This window comes from Thioclava nitratireducens (assembly GCF_001940525.2).
GTDB lineage: Bacteria > Pseudomonadota > Alphaproteobacteria > Rhodobacterales > Rhodobacteraceae > Thioclava > Thioclava nitratireducens.
Genome location: NZ_CP019437.1, coordinates 738,244 through 758,062, shown reverse-complemented (window position 1 = coordinate 758,062; position 19,819 = coordinate 738,244). Strand labels below are relative to the sequence as shown.

At 62.8% G+C, this 19,819-nt stretch carries 17 protein-coding genes; 7 read left to right on the top strand and 10 right to left on the bottom strand.

The genetic code is table 11. The annotated features are described in order from the left end of the window. Nucleotides 1-24: 24 nt before the first annotated feature. From cydB to ectA, 6 genes are all read right to left on the bottom strand, one after another. The gene (cydB, locus tag BMG03_RS03820; protein WP_075775940.1) at nucleotides 25-1,038 is read right to left on the bottom strand and encodes a cytochrome d ubiquinol oxidase subunit II; all 1,014 of its coding nucleotides are present in this window, start codon (nucleotides 1,036-1,038) and stop codon (nucleotides 25-27) included. Continuing rightward, a complete protein-coding gene (locus tag BMG03_RS03815) occupies nucleotides 1,035-2,453 on the bottom strand; it encodes a cytochrome ubiquinol oxidase subunit I (protein WP_075775939.1) in 1,419 nt (472 codons plus the stop codon). Before BMG03_RS03815 ends, cydB begins: the two co-directional genes overlap by 4 nt. Nucleotides 2,454-2,623: 170 nt before the next feature. Continuing rightward, a complete protein-coding gene (locus BMG03_RS03810; RefSeq protein WP_075775938.1) occupies nucleotides 2,624-4,054 on the bottom strand; it encodes an aspartate kinase in 1,431 nt (476 codons plus the stop codon). Between the two features lie 10 nt (nucleotides 4,055-4,064). Continuing rightward, a complete protein-coding gene (locus tag BMG03_RS03805) occupies nucleotides 4,065-4,466 on the bottom strand; it encodes an ectoine synthase (RefSeq protein ID WP_075775937.1) in 402 nt (133 codons plus the stop codon). Between the two features lie 52 nt (nucleotides 4,467-4,518). After that, nucleotides 4,519-5,805, bottom strand: coding sequence for a diaminobutyrate--2-oxoglutarate transaminase (gene ectB, locus BMG03_RS03800; protein ID WP_075775936.1), 1,287 nt, complete (start codon nucleotides 5,803-5,805; stop codon nucleotides 4,519-4,521). A 48-nt stretch (nucleotides 5,806-5,853) separates the two neighbouring features. Further along, on the bottom strand, nucleotides 5,854-6,384 hold the full coding sequence (gene ectA, locus BMG03_RS03795; protein WP_075775935.1) for a diaminobutyrate acetyltransferase: 531 nt from the start codon (nucleotides 6,382-6,384) through the stop codon (nucleotides 5,854-5,856). Between the two features lie 253 nt (nucleotides 6,385-6,637). Here ectA and BMG03_RS03790 point away from each other — a divergent pair, with 253 nt between their 5' ends. Beyond that, nucleotides 6,638-7,117: a MarR family winged helix-turn-helix transcriptional regulator gene (locus tag BMG03_RS03790; protein ID WP_075775934.1), complete on the top strand. Its 480-nt coding sequence runs from the start codon at nucleotides 6,638-6,640 to the stop codon at nucleotides 7,115-7,117. Here the strand turns inward: BMG03_RS03790 and BMG03_RS03785 are convergent, their stop codons facing one another. Both BMG03_RS03785 and BMG03_RS03780 read right to left on the bottom strand, forming a co-directional pair. Next, nucleotides 7,118-7,903, bottom strand: coding sequence for a metallophosphoesterase family protein (locus BMG03_RS03785; RefSeq protein WP_075775933.1), 786 nt, complete (start codon nucleotides 7,901-7,903; stop codon nucleotides 7,118-7,120). Next, nucleotides 7,900-8,997: a diacylglycerol/lipid kinase family protein gene (locus BMG03_RS03780; RefSeq protein WP_077701092.1), complete on the bottom strand. Its 1,098-nt coding sequence runs from the start codon at nucleotides 8,995-8,997 to the stop codon at nucleotides 7,900-7,902. The genes BMG03_RS03785 and BMG03_RS03780 overlap by 4 nt, the downstream gene beginning before the upstream one ends. Before the next feature lie 250 nt (nucleotides 8,998-9,247). Here BMG03_RS03780 and BMG03_RS03775 point away from each other — a divergent pair, with 250 nt between their 5' ends. The 3 genes from BMG03_RS03775 to BMG03_RS03765 all read left to right on the top strand — a co-directional run bounded on the left by BMG03_RS03775 (nucleotide 9,248) and on the right by BMG03_RS03765 (nucleotide 12,352). Continuing rightward, the gene (locus BMG03_RS03775; RefSeq protein WP_075775932.1) at nucleotides 9,248-10,255 is read left to right on the top strand and encodes an ABC transporter substrate-binding protein; all 1,008 of its coding nucleotides are present in this window, start codon (nucleotides 9,248-9,250) and stop codon (nucleotides 10,253-10,255) included. Between the two features lie 92 nt (nucleotides 10,256-10,347). Beyond that, nucleotides 10,348-11,259 carry an ABC transporter permease gene (locus BMG03_RS03770; protein ID WP_075775931.1) on the top strand — a complete coding sequence of 304 codons (912 nt, stop codon included), beginning with the start codon at nucleotides 10,348-10,350 and terminating at the stop codon, nucleotides 11,257-11,259. Then, on the top strand, nucleotides 11,252-12,352 hold the full coding sequence (locus tag BMG03_RS03765; RefSeq protein WP_075775930.1) for a quaternary amine ABC transporter ATP-binding protein: 1,101 nt from the start codon (nucleotides 11,252-11,254) through the stop codon (nucleotides 12,350-12,352). The genes BMG03_RS03770 and BMG03_RS03765 overlap by 8 nt, the downstream gene beginning before the upstream one ends. 50 nt (nucleotides 12,353-12,402) lie before the next feature. On the opposite strand, the gene BMG03_RS03760 is transcribed toward BMG03_RS03765, so the two are convergent. Then, nucleotides 12,403-12,705, bottom strand: coding sequence for a hypothetical protein (locus tag BMG03_RS03760; RefSeq protein WP_075775929.1), 303 nt, complete (start codon nucleotides 12,703-12,705; stop codon nucleotides 12,403-12,405). 318 nt (nucleotides 12,706-13,023) lie between these two features. Between BMG03_RS03760 and BMG03_RS03755 the strand changes: the two genes are divergently transcribed. Genes BMG03_RS03755 through BMG03_RS03750 form a run of 3 tightly spaced genes read left to right on the top strand, consistent with a single transcriptional unit; the run spans nucleotide 13,024 to nucleotide 17,370 of the window. After that, the gene (locus BMG03_RS03755) at nucleotides 13,024-14,073 is read left to right on the top strand and encodes an efflux RND transporter periplasmic adaptor subunit (RefSeq protein ID WP_244270987.1); all 1,050 of its coding nucleotides are present in this window, start codon (nucleotides 13,024-13,026) and stop codon (nucleotides 14,071-14,073) included. After that, entirely contained in the window at nucleotides 14,043-14,291 is a 249-nt protein-coding gene (locus BMG03_RS20975) for a hypothetical protein (protein WP_244270986.1), read from the top strand. The genes BMG03_RS03755 and BMG03_RS20975 overlap by 31 nt, the downstream gene beginning before the upstream one ends. Nucleotides 14,292-14,301: 10 nt before the next feature. Continuing rightward, a complete protein-coding gene (locus BMG03_RS03750) occupies nucleotides 14,302-17,370 on the top strand; it encodes an efflux RND transporter permease subunit (protein WP_075775927.1) in 3,069 nt (1,022 codons plus the stop codon). Between the two features lie 168 nt (nucleotides 17,371-17,538). Here BMG03_RS03750 and ptsP read toward each other — a convergent pair whose 3' ends face one another. Then, on the bottom strand, nucleotides 17,539-19,782 hold the full coding sequence (gene ptsP / locus BMG03_RS03745; RefSeq protein ID WP_075775926.1) for a phosphoenolpyruvate--protein phosphotransferase: 2,244 nt from the start codon (nucleotides 19,780-19,782) through the stop codon (nucleotides 17,539-17,541). Nucleotides 19,783-19,819: the final 37 nt, after the last annotated feature.

The window sequence follows — 19,819 nt, the reverse complement described above, 5'->3', positions numbered from 1 at the left end:
GTTCCAGCGGTTCTCGCGCCTCACTCAGTAGTGATGTTCATGCTCGGACGTCTTGCCGCGGAACACCCAGTAGGCATAGGCCGTATAAGCAAGGATGATCGGCAGGAAAATCGCCGCGCCGACGAGGATGAAGCCCTGCGACATCGCCGGTGTGGAGGCCTCGCGGATGGTGATCGAGGCGGGCACGATATAGGGGAAGATCGACAGTCCCAGTCCCGCGAAACAAAGCACGAAGATAGCGATCCCCGACAGGTAGGCGACGACGCCTCGGTCCGAGCGGATCGCCGTCCAGTAGCCGAAGCCCGCCACGAGCAGCAGAAGCGGCACCACCGCGCTCCAGATCACGCCCGGCCATTGGAACCAGCGGTGATAATATTCCGGATGCAGGAACGGGGTGGCGAGCGAAGCGAGGCCGATGAACCCCAGCGTCGCGATCAGCGCGCGCTCCCCGATCCGGCGCGCCAGATCATAGAGCCCGTGCGAAGTCTTGATGACCAGCCAGGCCGCCCCCAGCATCACGTAGCCCGCCACCAGCGCCAGCGCGGTGCCGAGCGAGAAGAAGCTCACCCAGTCGAACGGGCCGCCGGTAAAGGTCCGGTCGGTCACTTCGGGGCCGCGCAGCAGCCCGCCGAGGATCGCGCCCTGCGCCAGCGTCGCGACGAGCGATCCGCCGAAGAACGCCCGGTCCCACAGCCGCTGCCAGCGCCGGGTCTTGCCGCGAAACTCGAAGGCCACCCCCCGGAAAGCGAGCGCGAGCAGCATTATGACGATTGGGATATAAAGTGCGTTCAGGATGATCCCGTAGGCCAGTGGAAAGACGGCAAGCAGACCGCCGCCGCCCATCACCAGCCATGTCTCGTTGCCGTCCCAGACCGGGGCGACCGAGTTCATCGCGCGGGTGCGGTTCTCCTCGGAGCCGAGGAACGGAAACAGGATGCCGATGCCGAGATCGAACCCGTCGAGCACCACGTAGGTCAGGATCGCGAAGGCGATGATCGCGGCCCAGATGTCGGGCAGGTAATGCACAAATCCGGTCATGCGTGGGCCCCCTCTTTCTCGGTCGTCACATCATTGGCGAGCATCGCGCCCGCCACGCCGCCTGCGCGCTGCGGCGTGTTCTCCACCGGCTCGGCACCTTCCGGTCCGCGCCGCATCAGCCGCAGCAGGTAGAAGGTGCCCGAACCGAAGAGGAAGGCATAGACCACGACGAACCCGATCAGCGCGGCCCAGGCCTGCCCCGCCGTCAGCGAGGACACGGACTCCGCCGTCGTGAAGTGACCGTAGATGGTGTAGGGCTGGCGGCCGAATTCGGTGGTGAACCAGCCCATGATGATCGCGAGGAAGCCGCCCGGCGCGAAGACCAGCGCCACCTTATGGAACAGGCCCGGCTCGTGCAGGCGCTTGCGCCACATCAGCCAGCCGCCCCAGAGCCCGATCGCGGCGAAGGCGAAGCCGAGCCCCACCATGATCCGGAAGGTGAAGAAGACGATCGTCATCGGCGGGCGCTCATTCGGCGGGAAGTCCCCGAGGCCCGGCACCTCGCCATCGAGCGAGTGGGTCAGGATCAGCGAGGACGCATAGGGCACCTCGATCTTGTAATCGGTGCGCTCCTTGCTCGGGTTCGGGATGCCGAAGAGGATCAGCCCGGCACCCTTGCTGGTCTCCCAATGCCCTTCCATCGCCGCGATCTTGGCAGGCTGATGTTCGAGCGTATTGAGCCCGTGCTGGTCGCCGGCGAAGATCTGGATCGGTGCGGTCACGAGGATCATCCCGATCGCCATGCGGAACATGGTGCGCACGGCATCGTCCGCATTGCCCCGGATGTGATGCCACGCGCCGACACCCGCCACGACGAGCGCGGTCGTGAGATAGGCCGCCAGCACCATGTGCACGAAACGATAGGGCAGCGAGGGATTGAAGATCACCTCGAGCCAGCTGGTCGGAATGAATTGGCCGACATCGTTGATCTTGAAGCCCTGCGGCGTCTGCATCCAGCTGTTCACAGAGAGAATCCAGAAGGCCGAGATCAAGGTGCCGACCGCGACCATCGTGACCGCGAACATGTAGATCCACTTGTTCACCCGGTTGCGGCCAAACAGCATGATCCCGAGGAAACCGGCCTCGAGGAAGAAGGCCGTCATCACCTCGTAGCCCATCAGCGGCCCGATCACCGGGCCCGCCTTGTCGGAAAAATGCGCGAAGTTCAGGCCGAACTCGTAGGACATCACGACGCCCGAGACGACACCCATCCCGAAGACCACCGCGAAGATGTGTTTCCAGAACTCGAAAATTCGCTGGTAGACCTGTTTGCCGGTGATCATCCGCAGGGCTTCCAGCACCATCAGGTAGCTCGCCGTGCCGATCGAGAAGGCCGGGAAGACGATGTGTGCCGCGACGACGAAGGCGAATTGCGCCCGCGCCAGATCGAGTGTCGGTATGTCGAATATGCTCATGGTCGTCCGCGTTTCTGCACGTTACGTGATAAGAACTAGACTTACCCGAGGGTACGGCAACCGCCGGGCCATGGTTCAAACGTCGCAGCGTGGCGGGATGTCGCAGGCTCAATGAAAAAAGCCCGCGCGGAGTTCCGCACGGGCTTTATACAAAGTTGGCGTCACGTCTTTCACGCAACTTGCTTGAGGGCGCTTTCTTCCGGGATGAACTCCTCGTGGAGCGCCTTGATCACGGGCTTAAGATCGTCCCGTTCGAGGACGAATTGCACATCCACATTCCGCGGGCCCTGCGTGGCGCCGAGGCTTTCCATATCCGCTTTCGCGATCGCCTGCAGGCCACGGGTCAGTACCGAGAGACCGCTCAGGTCACGCCCGATGACCGAGGCCATCGAGAGCATCCGGGCCGAGATTTCCGCCGAGGGATAAATCTCGCAGAGATCCTTCTCGACGCGCTGCAGCACACGGATCGGGGCATCGACGTAATGGGTGATCGTGTTCGCATTCGAGGCCTTGGACACGATACGAACGTCGTGGCGCGTCAGCACCTCGAGGATCTTGGCGTCGTAGCCCTTCACGCCGACCATGTCCTGTTCGAACACTTCGAGCGCGATGATATCGAGGCCGGTCACCATTTCGACCGCCGCTTCCTTGGCGGGCTTGTCGTCGATCAGCGTGCCCGGATCGCCCGGGTCGAACGCGTTGGTGACACGCAGCGGAACGTCCGCCTGGCGCAGGGTCTTGGCTGCCTTCGGGTGGATCGCCTCCATGCCCATGTTCGACATCTGGTCGGCCACGTCATAGTTCGTGTGACCCAGCTTGCGCACCTTGCCCTCGCCCACCAGCTTCGGGTCGGCGGAAGACAGGTGGAATTCCTTGTGAATGATCGCCTCGCGCGCGCCGGTGAGGGCTGCGAGCTTGGAGAAGGTCACTTCGGAGTAGCCACGGTCGAATTCCCGCATCAGGCCTTCGGCACATTGCGCATAGCCCGTCACGATCGGAAGCTCGGATTTCGGATCGATGTCCTTCATCGCACCCATGATCCGGCCTTCTAGGTCGTGATCGGTCTCGTCGCGCCAACCGGACAGGTCGACGAGACGTGCGTTCACGCCGTTGCGCTGCAACAGGAGCGTCGTGACGAAAGCGGAGTGCGCCTCGCCCAGACCCGACAGCAATTCGCGAATCTGCAGCATATGCTGCGAGAGCCGGAAGTGCCCGTAGGAGCACAGACGCTGCAGGTCGATCAGGCAGTTGCGCGCGCCTTCGGTGCGCTCGCGGACGAACTCGGTCGCCTGCGCGATGTCGCCGGGATGCTTGAGCACATTCTCATGGGCTTCGATCATCGCGGTGGACACGCGGCTCAGCGCCTCGTGCCAGCCATGTTCGCTGTCGGCCTTTGCGAATTGCGCATAGACACCCGCCTCGCCCGATTTCTTGTGTTCGAGCAGCAGATCGGTGATGCCACCGAACGCCGAGACGACGAAAATGCGGTTATAGAGATCGGCGCCCTTGCGGTCTCCGATGAACAGCGTGTCGAGCAACTCGTCCACGCGGCTCATGGAGGTGCCGCCAATCTTTTCGACCGTGTGATTCTGGTGGGTCAATTTGGCCCCCTTACGAATTTTCCAGTTCTTCGGCCGGCGCGTACGACCCGTCTTCACGGTGAACCTCGTTACCGGTCACCGGCGGGTTGAAGCAGCAAGCCATGACGAGGTCTTCGTCCCCCGCGACGAGGCGGTGATGGTCATGCAGGTTAAGCGCATACATCACGCCCGGTTTGATTTCGTGGCGCGTGCCGTTGTCGAGCTCGGTGATGTGGCCGTTGCCCGAGATGCAGTAGACGCTCTCGAAATGGTGCTTGTAGTGGAACGTGTGATCCGAACCGGCCTTCAGCGTGGTGATGTGAAAGCTGAAGCCCATCTTGTCGTCGGCCAGCAGCATGCGAACGCTGCTCCAGTCGGCATCGGACACGTCGCGGTCTGTGTTCTTGAGCTTGTTGAAATCACGAACGATCATGATCGTTTCTCCGTATTTGAATTCGTTGGATCGCCGGGGAGGGGGCGGCGGATTATTCCGCCGCGATGTCCGTGCGTTCGCCGGTCACCTCGGTGGCGGCTTCACGCAGGATTTCCAGCCCCTTGCGGAATTGTTCCATCGGCGTGGTCAGCGGTGCGAGAACCTTCACGACCTGGTCGTCATTGCCCGAGGTTTCGATCACGAGACCTTTCTCGAAGCAGCGACCGCAGATCGCCGAGGCAAGCTCGCCGGTGCCGACATCGACACCCTGCATCAGGCCCCGGCCCTTGAGGAAGGCACCCGGCACGAGATCGGCCACGGCGGCCAGACCTTCACGCAGGACGTCCGATTTCACGGCCAGTTCCTTCTGGAACTTGTCGTCGGCCCAGAACTTCTCGATCGCCACGGTGGCGGTCACGAAGGCATGGGTGTTGCCGCGGAAGGTACCGTTATGCTCGGCCGGGCCGAACACGTCGTAGTCGGGACGCACCAGAACCAGCGCCATCGGCATGCCGAAGCCGGAGATCGACTTCGCTTGGGTCACGACGTCCGGCATCACGTCCATCTCCTCGAAGGAGAAGAAGGTGCCGGTGCGGCCGCAGCCTGCCTGAATGTCGTCGATGATGAACAGCGCACCGTGCTTGCGGGCGACTTGTTCGACGCCTTTCACGAATTCCGGGCTTGCGGCGTTGAGGCCGCCCTCGCCCTGAACCGTCTCCAGCATGATCGCCGCCGGAGCGTCGATCCCGCCCGAGGCGTCCGAGAGCATCTGGTCGAGCAGCGCGACCGAATCGACGCCATCGGCATAGGCGTCATAGGGCATGCGGGTCACGCCATGCGTGTCCATACCGGCGCCGCCACGGTGATAGCCGTTACCGGTCGCCGCCAGAGCGCCCATGGTCACGCCATGGAAGCCGTTGGTAAAGGTGATGATGTTGGTGCGGCCAGTCGCCTTGCGCGCGATCTTCATCGCGGCTTCGACGGCGTTCGCACCGGTCGGACCGACGAACATCAGCTTGTGGTCCATGCCGCGCGGCGCGAGGATATGCTCCTCGAAGGCGCGCAGGAACTTGCCCTTGCTGTCGGTGTGCAGGTCTAGCGCGTGGCCCATCTTGTTCTCGGTCAGGTGCTCGATCAGCGCCTGCTTCATGTCCGGGTCGTTATGCCCGTAGTTCAGCGACGAGCAACCGGCGAGGAAGTCAATATAGGTGTTGCCCTCGGCGTCGGTCAGCTCCGAGCCTTGCGCGCTGGTGAAAACGGTATCGAAGCCGCGGCAGTAGGAGCGGGCTTCAGACTCGCGTTGTGTAAAGATCGTCTTATCCGTCGAATGAACGGTCATGGGGGACTCCGTAGAATTGGGGGAAAGAGGAGGGTGCGCGGCCTGAGATCAGGCGGCAGCACGCGCCTCCTCGGGGAAGGTGATGGTGACCATATGTTCGGTCGAGGCGTGGCCGTCGAAATGGTCTTCTTCGTGGAAGTGCGCCTCATCGGTCAGCTCGCCGCCCATCGAACGGGCGAAGGAACGGAAGAGCGCCCAGCTGGCTTCATTGCTCTTAGTGATGGTCGTCTTCAACTTTGTGCAGTCTTCGGCGACGTCGCGCTGGATGAGGTGGCGCAGCATACGCTTGCCAAGACCCAGCCCCCGCGCGTCGGGGGAAACAGCCACTTGCCACACGAAGAACGTGTCCGGCTCGGACGGGGCGATGTAGCCCGAAATCCAGCCGACGACCTCGCCTTCGCGCTCCACGAGGACACAGGTGTCCCCGAAGTGATCGCACTGCAGAAGGTTGCAATACATCGAATTTTCATCAAGCGGCTTGCAGCGGCGGATCAGCTTCCAGATTTCGCTGCCGTCTTCGGACTCCGGCTTACGGAAGACCAGTTCAGAACCCTTCTTGATCGACTCGACTTGCGGCACAGCTCTTTCCTCTCGTTTGCTTCGGTAGCCTAAGTAGTTCATGCAGTCGAAAATTTCAACCACCTAACTAATGGAACCCGGAAAAGTTCCGCTTATAGCCTTATATTCTTGCTTATAAGCCCTAAATACCGTTAGTATGACAAAGCAAATGAGTAGAAGCGAACGAAATAAGCTTAGCAAAGCCAAGCAATTGCAGAACACGGAACTCTCTGCGATACTGGGTCGTCTTGATAAAAAAGGGGCCCGCCGCCTGATGGAGCGTGTCGATACGAGCCTGATCGCTTTGCGTAGAATCCTGCGCGCGACCGAAATGTTCGGCCGCGACCTGGCGAAGGCTGCTGGGCTGACGCCTGCGCAGTTCCGCGTGCTTCAGGTGATTTCCGAAAAAGGCTGGTCGACCCCCAAGGCCATCGCACAGCGCATGGGCGTGAGCCAGGCGACGATGACAGCGCTGATCGACAAACTCGAGCGCAAGGGCATGGTGACCCGTCAGCGCTCCGAACGGGACCGCCGTCAGACCGACATCGTGATTACGGAGCTCGGCGCGAGCGCGATCGACGAGGCACCCGACGCCCTGCAGCAAATCTTCGTCCGCCGATTCGAGGCACTGGAAGATTGGGAGCAGGCGCAGATCATCGCCTCGCTCGAGCGCGTCGCCTCGATGCTCGACGCGCATGAGATCGACGCCGCCCCCGTTCTCGATTGGGGCGACATTTCCGGCAAGCCGAACTGATCAGGCCCGGATCCACGTCCCGTCCGGGGCGCGGATGAACCTCTCGTTCTCGATCGGCTCGAAGCTCATGTCCCGCGCCCCGTAAAGCGTGATCGACAGAGCGTCGCGCCCCCCTTCGATCACGTTGAACGTATTCGGCTCGCCGCGCAGGCGCGAGGACAGGCCCGTCCCCGCCTGCACGAACAGTATGCCCGGCACAGCCGAGAAGGGGGCCACCAACCCGGTGTGCAGATGCCCCGACAGCACGAGATCCGCACCGCATTCCGACATGCCCTGCAGCGCGTCCCCTGCCCCCTCCATGAGAGCCTTGTCGACCTCGGGGCCGTGTTCGAGCGGATGGTGCATCACTGCGACTCGCAATCTCTCGCCCGCTTCTTCGAATTCCTGACACAGACGGGAGATCGTGCGGTCGGGCACCTTCCCGCGCTGCCACGCGAAGCGGTTGACCGTGTTCACGCCCACCACCTTGAAGCCGTCGGTCTCGTAGACTGGTTCGAGATCGTGATTGATAGCGGATTTGTAGCGCCCGAAGGGCTTGAGCATCCGAAGAACGATATTGTCGAGTGGCGTGTCGTGATTGCCGGGCACCGATAGCGTCTCACTCTCGATCTGCTCGAGGAACATCCGAGCTTGCATGAACTGACCGCGCCGGGCGCGCTGCGTGAAATCCCCCGAGATCACCGTCAGATCGGGTTCGAGCTGGTTCAGTGCCGTAAGAAGCGGCATCTCGAGTTCGGGCAGGCTGCGCCCGAAATGCAGGTCGGAAAGGTGAACGATACGTGTCATGCAGTTGCGTCTTGGGGTTCGGTCTCGCCATGCGTCGCGGGCAGCACGATCCAGAGCGGCTCGTCGGACATCTTGAAGCGGAATGGGCTCTCAGCGCGGCATTTCTCACCGTCATAGGCCAGAAGGCCTCGCCGGCGCGCGGTTTCGATCTCGAAGGACTTCGCCCGGATCAACTCGTAATCCTCGCCCTGCTTTGTCTTGCGGCGCACAAGGCGCATGGAGAGACGGAAGAGATCCCGGCGGGTCTGCGCCTTTGCCACGAGCACCGCGAAGGCGTCGTCGCTGATCACGGTCGCCCCGTCGAGCCCGAAGAAATCGAGCTGATAGGCGGAGCGGGCGATGAAGACGAGCGCCGTGCGTCGACTCAGCTTTTTTCCGTCAGCCGTAATCTTCAGCTGCATCGGGCGCTGGAACCGAAGGAAGGTCTTGAACACCGACCAATGCGCGACGATCCGGCGGCGCCCCCAGCGCGCATAGATGTCCTCGCGCGCCTTCAAGATCGACGGGTAGATGCCGAGCGAGGCATTGTTCAGAAACACCTGCCCGTTCACTTCGCCGACGCGGATCGAGTGCGCCTTGCCTTCGCGGATCGCGCGCGCCGCCTCTTCCGGATCCTCGGAGAGACGCAGGCCTCGGGCGAAGAAGTTGAAGGTGCCGAGCGGCAGTACGGCCATCGGCACATCCTGCCCTAACAGCGCACCCGCGACAGCCATCGCGGTGCCGTCACCACCCGCCGCCACGATCATCTCCGCGCCCTCGTCGAGCGCTTTACGCACGGTCGCCACGATGTCGCTTTCCGGCGACCATCGATAAAGCGACGCACCGTCACCAAGCGCCTCCATCGCGCGGCTGATCGCTTCCTCGTCCTTGGCATTGCCCCCCGAAGAGGGGTTCGCAATCAGCGCTACCGCTTCGCGACGCAGCGCGGCGCTCGGCTGCGGCGGGGCGCCGGAATCGGGGTCAGAATCGGAATTTCCGACGTCTTTCCCGTGACTTATACCGGACGGAAGCGCGGAGTCCGCACCGGGGGTCACGGCGGCGGAAAACCCCGTGCTATTCTCCGACGAAACGGAGTCCTTGGGCTCGGTTGTCATGCTTTCACCTCTTCGTGCGGCTGTAACGCCGCACGGAGCCGGAAAGGTCCGTGAAAAGGTTGCGCGCCTCGACTTGGTTATTTACGACATAGAAGTGTCGGAATTTGGCAAGTCCTGCGCGCGTTCTCACGTGAGCGTGACTTCATGAGGATTCCAACCCGGGAAAATCCGGGACTTATCGCGACCGGTATCACGGCGGCAGCCCGCGCGGATCGCTTCAAATCAAAGCTGCCACAACAGGAGGACCTGTATGAACAAGAAAGCGCTTGCCGCGCTACTGACGGCGCTGCCGCTGGCGACCTTCTCGGCGCCTGCCTTCGCCGCCGACGGCGAATGTGGTTCCGTCACCGAAGCGGAAATGAACTGGGCTTCGGCCGGTGTCGCCGCTTGGGTCGACAAGATCATTCTCGAAAACGGCTACGGCTGTGACGTGACGCTGGTGACCGGCGACACGATGCCCACCTTCACCTCGATGAACGAGAAGGGCGAGCCCGATATCGCGCCCGAGCTTTGGGTGAACGCGGTGAAGGTCGCGCTCGACAAGGCCGTCAGCGAGGACCGCCTCGTGATCGCCGCCGAAATCCTCAAGGATGGCGGCGAAGAAGGCTGGTGGATTCCGAAATACGTCGCCGACGAGCACCCCGAGATCAAGACGGTCGACGATGCGCTGAAGCATCCCGAGCTGTTCCCCGATCCCGAAGAGCCGTCGATCGGTGGCGTCTACAACTGCCCGTCGGGATGGAACTGCCAGATCTCGACCGCGAACCGCTTCAAGGCCCACAAGGCCGAGGAGAAGGGCTTCAAGCTGGTCGACACCGGTTCGGCTGCGGGCCTCGACGGCTCGATCGCCAATGCCTACGAGTCCAAAAAGGGCTGGCTGGGTTACTACTGGGCACCGACGGCGATCCTCGGCAAATACCCGATGGTCAAGCTCGACGCAGGTGTTCCGAACGACAAGAAAGCCTGGGACGAGTGCAACTCGCAGGCCGATTGCGTCGATCCCAAGCCCAACGCCTACCCGACGTCGGACGTGTTTACGGTCGTGACCAAGGAGTTCGCCCAGAACAACGCGGTGGCCATGGACTACCTTGGCAAGCGTGAATGGTCGAACAAGATAGTGGGCGAGTTCCTCGCTTGGCAGGCCGACAACCAAGGCACCAACGAGGACACCGCTTACTACTTCCTCGAGAACTATCCGGATGTCTGGAAAGCGTGGCTTTCCGACGACGTGATCAAGAAGGTCGAGGACGCGCTCTGAGCGGGCGACCCGAGATTTTGGCGCGCGTAAGGGGAGCCTTGCGCGCGCTTTCTTTTAACCGGCGCAAATAATCGACCGGAGGACATAACAAGATGGCATCTTCATGCTGGGGCTTGCCGGAACTGCTCTGTGAGTTCCCTTCCCTTCCCAACTCCACCCTACGCCACATGCGCATGGGCATCGACGACGGGTTCCGCGGCATCGTCCGCGCCTATTCCGATCAAATCGACGCGGCCACGCGGCCGCTTCAATGGTTTCTCAACACTCTCGAACACGCCTTCGTGGACACGCCGTGGTTCATAATCTTCGCGCTGATCCTCGTCGTGGTATGGTTCGCCTCGCGCAATCCGAAGATCGTGATGGGCTCGGCCATGGGCCTTGCCTTCATCGGCATTTTCGGCCTGTGGGAGGACACCATGACCACCCTCGCGATGGTCACCGTGGCGACGCTGATCGCGATCATCCTCGGACTGCCGATCGGCATCCTGATGGCGCGCTCGGACCGGATGCAGCAAATCCTGACGCCGGTGCTCGACGTCATGCAGACCATGCCATCCTTCGTCTATCTGATCCCGGTCGTCGTGATCTTCGGTATCGGCAAGGTGCCCGGCGTGATCGCGGTGGTGATCTACGCGATCCCGCCGATGATCCGTCTGACCAATCTGGGCATCCGCCTCGTGGACAAGGAAGTCATCGAAGCCGCGGACGCCTTCGGCGCCAACCCGCGTCAGAAACTCTGGGGCGTCCAGCTTCCGCTGTCGCTGCCGACGATCATGGCGGGCGTCAACCAGACCATCATGATGGCGCTGGCGATGGTCGTCGTCGCCTCGATGGTCGGTGTCGGCGGCCTCGGTAAAAACGTGCTGCAGGCGATCAACAACCAGTTCTTCACCATCGGCTTCCTGAACGGCTTCGCGCTCGTCGCGATCGCGATCATCTTCGACCGCGCAAGCCAGGCGTTCGGCAAGCGGCTGCAGAAACATTCGGAGGCTGGCCATGACTGATGCGACGACAAACGCAGCGGACGAGACCCGCTCGGGCATCGAAATCCGAAATCTCTACAAGATCTTCGGGGCGCGCCCAAAAGATTACGTGGAGGTCGTGCAGGGCGGCATGGGCAAGGAAGAACTCAACGACAAGCACAACCATGTGCTCGGTCTGCAGAACATCAACCTCGACCTGCCGCCGGGCAAGATCTCGGTGATCATGGGCCTCTCGGGCTCGGGCAAGTCGACGCTCATCCGCCATATCAACGGGCTGATCATGCCCACGGCCGGGGAAATCCTCTATAATGGCCGCGATGTGGTAAAGATGAACGAAGAGGAGCTTCGTGAATTCCGCCGCCACGAGACCGCGATGGTGTTCCAGAAATTCGCGCTTCTGCCGCACCGGACCGTGCTGGAAAACACCTGCTACGGCCTCGATATCCAGGGTATCGACCGCAAGGTGTCCGAGCCGATCGCGAAGAAATGGATCTCGCGCGTTGGTCTTGCGGGCTACGAGGACAACTACCCGAACCAACTCTCGGGGGGCATGCAACAGCGGGTGGGTCTAGCCCGCGCGCTGGCCAACGATGCCGACATCCTGTTGATGGATGAGGCGTTCTCCGCGCTCGATCCGTTGATCCGGATGGACATGCAGAAGGTACTTCTTGACCTGCAGGCGGAGCTGAAGAAGACGATCGTCTTCATCACCCACGACCTCGACGAGGCGCTGCGGCTAGGAGACAAGATCGCGATCCTGCGCGACGGTGCGCTAAATCAGGTGGGCACTGGGCAGGAAATCGTGCTGCGCCCGGCGAATGAATACATCGCCGAGTTCGTCCGCGAGGTGAACCGGGGTCGCGTGATCCGGGCGGAGACCATCGCGATGCCATTGCCGGAAGGCGAGCTGCCGAAGATGAAGGTAAAAGCCAGCTCGGTGCTCGAGAAGATCGCGCGCCGGATGGCCGATGCCGAGGTGCGCATGGCGACTGTTGTCGACAAGGCGAACAAGCCGATCGGCGTGGTCGACATGCCGACGATCCTGACGGCCATGGTCACGCCCGCAAGCGTCGAAGAAGGCGATGACGCGGTCGAGGAAGACAGCGCCGCCTGAAGACTACGGGGCCGCCGCGCCAGCGTGGCGGCCCTGCCCGGCTCAACCCATCAGAACCAGCTGGGTCCGCGGCGCGACAATCGTATCATGTTGGCGCTGGTGTGGTTTCCGATCTGCGTCATCGAAGCCGAAATCGCCCGATCTGCCGTCTGTCCGCGCATCAGCGCGAAAGCTGCAGCCTCTGCCGCCGCCGCAACCGCCACTGGCTTTTCCTGCATCATCTGGAACGATTCGAGCGGGGAAACATCCCAAAGCCCCATCATCCCCGCGACTCGCATCGAGATCACCGCTTGCGCCTCGACGCCGATCCGCGCGGCCTCGAAACCGATGCGCAAAAAAGAAAGGGGATCCATGCAAACTCCTAGAACCAGACACCGCTGCAAAGCGACGCGGGGCCGTCAGGATCGCAGGTACAAGTAAAGATAATGCACGTTTCTTGGCGGTCGAGGCGGAAAAAATCAGATTTCCGCGATCTTGACGTTACAAAACGCCAAGTATTGCTTGGCCGCACCGGTTTTCCACCTTGCCTTCACGGCACTGTGACCCATCCTTTTAGCGTCGCTCGCGTATTGACAGGGCGCAGACGTGAACCAAATGGTTCAAAAATCGCGCGCGGGCCGGTCGGCGGGGCCGAAACCATGCGCAAACAGGGATTTTGACGGGACATCCAAATGATCAAACGCCTCCTCATCGCTCTCGTCGCCCTCATCCTCGTGGTGGGTGGCGTCGTCGGCTACAATCTTTTCCGCTCCAAGATGATCGCGCAGTTCTTCGCGAATATGAAGCAGCCCCCCGTGGCGGTTTCGGTCAGCGAGGTGAAGCCCATCACCTGGGAGCCGGGCCTCGAGGCGATCGGGACCGCCGCCGCCGTGCAAGGGACCGAACTTGCCGTCGAAATGGGCGGCACGGTGCAGGCGATTCATTTCGAAGCGAACGACAAGGTCGAGAAGGGCGAGGTGCTCTTGCAGATCGACGACAGCTCCGAGCGCGCCGATCTGGCCTCGGCCAAGGCCGCTCAGGACCTCGCCGAGACCAATCTCAAGCGCGCGCGTCAGCTTGCCGACCGGGGCGTGTCCGCCACCTCCAATCTCGATCAGGCCGAAGCAAGCGCACAGGAAGCGCGCGCAAGCGTCGCGAAGCTCCAGGCCTTGCTCGAGAAGAAGCGCCTGACAGCGCCGTTTGCGGGCATCATCGGCATTCCGCGGGTGGAGGTCGGCCAATATGTCGGAACCGGCACCACTTATGCGACGCTGCAGGATCGCGATCATATGCGGGTCGACTTCACCCTGTCCGAGCAGCAGGCGCGGCTGGCCGAAGCGGGCCAGACCGTCAAGGTGCAAACCGAGGACGGCTCCGTCGACCTGAAAGGCGAGATCACCGGGATCGAGCCCAAGATCGACCCGAATTCGCGCCTCGTGACGCTGCGCGCCGAGGTTCCCAATGGCGAAGGCAAGCTGACGCCCGGCCAGTTCGTGCATGTCACTGTCGTGCTGCCCGCAGAGGATAACGTGATCGCCCTGCCGCAGACCGTGGTCAGCTCCAACCTCTACGGCGATTCCGTCTACGTGGTGCGCAAGGAGACCCCGAAGGCGCGGATAAGCCGCAGTTGGTCGCCAAGCAGGTCTTCATCACGCTCGGACGCCGCTCCGGCCAACTCATCGAAGTCACCAAGGGTCTCAAAGCGGGCGACATGGTCGTCAACGCGGGTCAGAACAAGCTGAACTCCGGCGCGACGGTGAGCATCGACAACGCGATTTCGCCCGATCCCGATGCGCCCTCGACCGAAGAGGTGATGAAAACCTTCGGCATGGAGGGCAACGCCGCGGCAAACTCCGAGGCGTCTTCGGACGGCAACTCGAGCGCCAGCGCGGAGGGGGACTCGGACACCACGTCGGACGCCTCATCGGACACGACCTCAGACGGCGCGAAGGCGCAGTAAGGCCAAGCCCATGAATATCTCCGAGATCTTCATCCGCCGCCCCGTCCTGTCGATGGTTCTGGGCGCGTTCATGCTCCTGCTGGGGGCGCAGGCCTATTTTAACCTGCCCGTCCGCCAATATCCGGAAGTCGAGGAAACGGTGGTCACCATCACCACCGCCTATCCCGGCGCCTCGCCCGAACTGATCCAGGGCTTCATCACCTCGCCGCTCGCTGCTGCCGTGGCGACCACTGAAAACGTCGATTACGTCACCACCCAGTCGCGACCCTCGGCCTCGGTTATCTCGGTGCATATGAAGCTCGGGTCCAATTCCGACGCGGCGATGACCGAGGTGCTCTCGAAAGTGCAGCAGGTGAAGGGCCAACTGCCGTCGGCCGCGAAGGACCCGGTGATCCAGAAGGGCACCGGCCAGACCTTCGCGCTGATGTATCTCGCGGCGCTCAACCCCAACATGACGCCCGAGCAGCTGACCGAATATCTGCGCAGGGTGATCCGTCCGCGCATGTCCACGATTCCGGGCGTCGCGCAGACCCAGATCATCGGCGCCTCCGATTACGCGATGCGGGTCTGGATCGATCCGGACAAGCTGGCTGCGCGCGGCGTCACGGCGTCGGAAGTGGTGGGCGCCATCCAGGCGTCGAACTTCCTCTCGGCCCCGGGCAAGACGAAAAACGAATACGTCGCCCAGTCGATCACGTTGCAATCCACGCTGCAGACGCCCGAAGCCTTCGGCAAGCTGCCGATCACCGGCAAGGGCGATGACGTGGTGCGCCTCCGCGATGTCGCGAAGATCGAGCTCGCCAAGGCCTCCGAGAACGAGATCGTCACCTTCGAAGGCAAAGAGGGCACGTTCCTCGGCGTCTACCCGACGCCGGCTGCCAACCCGCTCGATACGGCGGCGGCGGTGCGCAAGGCGCTGCCCGATATCAACGCAACGCTTCCCGAAGGCATGAAGATCGAGCTGGTCTACGACTCGACCGAGACGATCTCGGCCTCGATCCACGAGGTGTTCAAGACCATCGGCGAGGCGGTCGCGATCGTGACCGTGGTGATCCTTCTGTTCCTCGGCTCGCTGCGCTCCGTGGCGATGCCCATCGTGACCATTCCGCTCTCGCTGATCGGGGTGCTCGCAGTGCTTCTGGCGCTGGGATACTCGATCAACCTTCTCACACTGCTGGCAATGGTGCTGGCGATCGGCCTCGTCGTCGATGACGCGATCGTGGTGGTGGAGAATATCCACCGACATATCGAAGAGGGGATGAAACCGATCCCCGCCGCCGTGCGGGGCATGAAGGAGATCACCGGACCGGTCATCGCGATGACGATCACGCTGGCCGCCGTGCTCGCGCCCCTGGGCTTCACCGGCGGGTTGACCGGACAGCTGTTCCGTGAATTCGCCTTCGCACTCGCTGGGTCGGTGATCCTGTCAGGGATCATCGCGCTGACGATCACGCCGATGATGTCGGGCCGCCTGCTGAAACATGGCGAGTCCAAGGGCTTCCAAGCGTTCGTCGACCGCAATTTCGATCGGCTCTCGGGCTGGTACGGGCGGCGTGTCGACGGCTCGCTCGACCTGCGCGGGATCACGCTGCTCATCGTCGTTTCGCTGGTGGGCGTGACCGGGTTCATGCTGATGAACACCAATTCCGAGCTTGCCCCGGACGAGGATAACGGCGCGCTCTTCGCGATCCTGAACGGGCCACGCTACGCGACCAGCGACTACACGCAGAAATATATCGACCAGGTCGGACGCGACACTGCCGACATCCCCGAAGTGCGCACCGATTTCTCGATCGCGGGCTTCGGCGGCGACAGCTCTCAGGGTATCTATATCTGGGCGCTCAAGGACTGGGCGGATCGCACCCGCAGCCAGAAGGAAATCCAGCAGGAGATCCAGAGCGATCTGGGCAAATCGACCGGCCTGAAGGGCTTCGCTTTTGCGCCGCCGTCGCTGCCGGGCACCGGGGGCGGCCTGCCGATATCGGTGGTGATCCAGTCGATCCACTCCGCCAAACGCGTCGCCGAGGTGGCCGAGGAGATCAAGAACAAGGCGCAGGCCACGGGCAAGTTCATCGTCGTACAGAACTCACTCAACTTCGACAGCCCGCAGGTCAATGTCACGATCGACCGCGACCGGGCGGCGGCGCTGAACGTGCCGGTCTCGGATATCGGTTCGACGCTGGGGCTGTTGGTCGGCGAAGCGTCGGTGGCGCAGTTCGACCGCGACTCCAACAGCTACGACATCATCCCGCAGGTGCCTCAGGAATTCCGCGCGAATCCCGAGGAGCTGGGCCGCTACTTCGTCCGCTCCGCCTCGGGTGCGATGATCCCGCTGTCATCGCTCGTGAAGATCGACACCGGCGTGAACGCCGCCTCGATCGAACAGTTCGACCAGTTGAACGCGGCGACGATCACGGCGCTCCCCCTGCCCGGCGGCTCCACCGGCGAGGGCGTGCAGACGATCGTGGACATCGCCAATCAGGTGATGCCCGACGGCTTCTTCGTGAACTATTCGGGCCAATCTCGGATCGAGACTCAGCAAGGCAATACCATCGTGATCGCCTTCGCGGCGGCCGTGCTGGTGATCTATCTGGTGCTCGCCGCCCAGTTCGAGAGCTTCCGCGACCCCTTCATCATCATGATGACGGTGCCGCTGACGATCTTCGGCGCGGTGCTGCCGCTGAACCTCGGCTTGGGCACGCTCAACATCTATTCCGAGGTGGGGCTGATCACGCTGGTGGGGCTGATCACGAAACACGGGATCCTGATGGTCGAGTTTGCCAACCAGCAGCGCGAGCAATCGGGCCTCACCCGCCGGCAGGCGATCGTGAAGGCCGCGCAGACCCGTCTGCGTCCGATCCTGATGACCACCGCCGCAATGGCGCTGGCGGTGGTGCCGCTGATCCTCGCGCAAGGCGCGGGCGCAGAGGCACGCAAGGCGATGGGCCTCGTGATCTTTTCGGGGATCCTGATCGGGACGATGTTCACGCTGTTCGTGGTGCCGATGTTCTACACCTTCATCGCGCCTTCGGACAAAGCCTACAAAGCGGCCGAGGAAAAACGTCTGGCCGCCGGCTGAGACGGAAGGCAAAGTCTGGGGGCTTCGCGCCCCCAGCCCCCCGCGGAAAATGTGTGCCAAGGCGAAGGCTTACCTCTTTCGCCTTGGCGTATATCCCGGGGTGAATTTCCGAAGGACAGAGGGGGCAGCGCCCCTTTTTTATTGCGACCTCAGAGGCCCCCGCCCCTGTCAGAGATGCGCGAGGTAGCTCGTTACCGCAGGGCGCACAGTGGATTGCCCTGCATTGCGCGCCTGCTGGATCACCTGCCGCAGTTCCCCCAGATCGGCGCGGCGGATCAGATGTTTGACCGGACCGATCGAAGCGGGTCGCATCGAAAGCGTACGAATGCCGAGCGCCGCGAATGTCAGCGCCTCGATCGGGCGCCCCGCATCCTCGCCGCAGAAGCTGAGGCTCGTGTTCGAAACCGCGCAGCGTGCGATGATCCGCTCAAGGAAGTTCAGGAAGGACCCGTCAAGTGTATCGTAGCGGCGACGCACCCGTTCGTTCTCGCGGTCGGCGGCGAAGAAGAACTGCTTCAGATCGTTGCCGCCGATCGAGATGAAATCGCAATCGCGATAGAAGCTGTCCGGCGCGAAGCCGAGGCTCGGGGTTTCCAGCATCGCGCCGATGCGCAACTCTTCGGGCACGGTGCGGCCCAACTGGGCCTCGCGATCGCGGACCCGCAGCAAGGTATCGCGCGCGGCGTAGAATTCCTCGGGGAGCGCGATGAAGGGAAACATGATCGACGTCGGGCGTCCGTCGGCTGCGCGCAAGAGCGCCTGCAGCTGCATTCGCAGGATACCCGGCTTGTCGAGCCCCACCCGCAGCGCGCGCCAGCCCATCGCCGGGTTCGGCTCGTCCTGCGGCTTCATGTAGGGAACAACCTTGTCGGAGCCGATATCAAGCGTGCGGAAATTCACCCGTCGGCCGTCGGCCGCGTCCATCACCCGCTTGTAGAGCTGAACCAACTCGTCGCGGCGTGGCACCTTTGTGCGGGTCAGGAATTGCAGTTCAGTGCGGAACAGCCCCACCCCATCAGCGCCGGAGCCCTTCAGGGAGGGCAGATCCGCCATCAGCCCAGCATTCATCATCAGCGAGACAATCTGGCCCGATCGATCGACCGCAGGTTGGTCGCGCAGCGAGGCATAGCGTTTCTGCGCCTCGGCCTGCATCGCGATCTTGTCGCGGAATGCATGCGCTACACTTTCCTCTGGCCGCAGGTGCACCACGCCCTGATCACCGTCGACGAGGATCGGGTCACCGTTCAGTGCCTCCGCCGTAATCCGGCCCGCATGGATCACCAGCGGAATCGAGAGCGCGCGGGTGACGATCGCGGCATGCGAGCCGACGGACCCCTCCTCCAGCACCACGCCCTTGAGTTTGCGATCATAGTCGAGAAGTTCCGCCGGGCCGATATTGCGCGCCACGAGCACCGGGTTTTCGGGCATCTCGGCACCGGTATCGCTGCCCTGCCCCGTCAGCTGCCGCAGCAGGCGGTTCGACAGGTCGTCGAGATCGTTGAGCCGTTCGCGCAGGTACGGATCGGGCGCCTTGCGCATCCGGTCGCGCGCGGCGTTCTGCTCCTTCTCGACCGCAGCTTCGGCAGAGAGGCCCGCTGCGATGTCTTCGAGCATCCGCCGTTTCCAGCCCTTGGAGGCGGCGAGCATCTTGAAGGTTTCCAGCACCTGCCGCTGATCCTTGTCGATCAGGGTCGGGCTGGCGAGCATCTCGTCGATCTTGCCGCGCAGTTCGGTGATGGCCTCCTCGAGGCGCGCGGCCTCTGCCTCGGGATCTTCGGCGACCGGGTTCGTCACGACGACGCGCGGCTCGTGCAGCCAGACGCGGCCCTCGGCGGCCCCCTCTTGGCCCGTCGCACCGCGGAACATGACCGGGAAGCGGTGTGTCGCGCCGATCTCGGAATTCTCGCCGCCGGTGAAGGCGCCAAGCTCGGTCATTTCGGCCAGCACCATCGCGACCACCTCGAGCCCATAAAGTTCGTCATCCGAGAAGCTGCGCTCGTCCTTCGACTGCACGACCAGAACGCCCAGCTTTTCGCCCACGCGCTGGATCGGCACGCCGACGAAGCTGGAGTAAATCTCTTCGCCCGTCTCCGGCATGTAGCGGAAGCCCGGCTCGGAGGGCGCATCGGCGGAGTTGATCGGGCGGCCCGACCGCGCCACGCGGCCCACGAGACCTTCGCCCAGACGCATCCGCGTGTGGTGGACAGCCTCTGCCTTCAGACCTTCGGTCGCGCAAAGCTCTAGCGTTTCGGGATCGCGGAACAGATAGATGGAGCACACTTCGGTGCCCATCGAATCCGCGATGATCTGGGTGATGTGGTTGAGCCGGTCCTGCCCGTCGCCCTCCGTGGCCAGCGTATCGCGCAGGCGTCGCAACAGCGTGCGACTATCACTTTCGCTCAGTTCCACCATCCGCGCAGGTCGTCCCTGTTGCTGCGGCCCTTCGGGT

Bases quoted from the DNA above. Each gene is read 5' to 3' on its own strand.
- cydB (WP_075775940.1), bottom strand. From the start codon at position 1,038: ATGACCGGATTTGTGCATTACCTGCCCGACATCTGGGCCGCGATCATC.
- BMG03_RS03815 (WP_075775939.1), bottom strand. From the start codon at position 2,453: ATGAGCATATTCGACATACCGACACTCGATCTGGCGCGGGCGCAATTC.
- BMG03_RS03805 (WP_075775937.1), bottom strand. From the start codon at position 4,466: ATGATCGTTCGTGATTTCAACAAGCTCAAGAACACAGACCGCGACGTG.
- ectB (WP_075775936.1), bottom strand. From the start codon at position 5,805: ATGACCGTTCATTCGACGGATAAGACGATCTTTACACAACGCGAGTCT.
- BMG03_RS03790 (WP_075775934.1), top strand. From the start codon at position 6,638: ATGGAGCGTGTCGATACGAGCCTGATCGCTTTGCGTAGAATCCTGCGC.
- BMG03_RS03785 (WP_075775933.1), bottom strand. From the start codon at position 7,903: ATGACACGTATCGTTCACCTTTCCGACCTGCATTTCGGGCGCAGCCTG.
- BMG03_RS03780 (WP_077701092.1), bottom strand. From the start codon at position 8,997: ATGACAACCGAGCCCAAGGACTCCGTTTCGTCGGAGAATAGCACGGGG.
- BMG03_RS03775 (WP_075775932.1), top strand. From the start codon at position 9,248: ATGAACAAGAAAGCGCTTGCCGCGCTACTGACGGCGCTGCCGCTGGCG.
- BMG03_RS03770 (WP_075775931.1), top strand. From the start codon at position 10,348: ATGGCATCTTCATGCTGGGGCTTGCCGGAACTGCTCTGTGAGTTCCCT.
- BMG03_RS03765 (WP_075775930.1), top strand. From the start codon at position 11,252: ATGACTGATGCGACGACAAACGCAGCGGACGAGACCCGCTCGGGCATC.
- BMG03_RS03760 (WP_075775929.1), bottom strand. From the start codon at position 12,705: ATGGATCCCCTTTCTTTTTTGCGCATCGGTTTCGAGGCCGCGCGGATC.
- BMG03_RS03755 (WP_244270987.1), top strand. From the start codon at position 13,024: ATGATCAAACGCCTCCTCATCGCTCTCGTCGCCCTCATCCTCGTGGTG.
- BMG03_RS20975 (WP_244270986.1), top strand. From the start codon at position 14,043: ATGGTCGTCAACGCGGGTCAGAACAAGCTGAACTCCGGCGCGACGGTG.
- BMG03_RS03750 (WP_075775927.1), top strand. From the start codon at position 14,302: ATGAATATCTCCGAGATCTTCATCCGCCGCCCCGTCCTGTCGATGGTT.
- ptsP (WP_075775926.1), bottom strand. From the start codon at position 19,782: ATGGTGGAACTGAGCGAAAGTGATAGTCGCACGCTGTTGCGACGCCTG.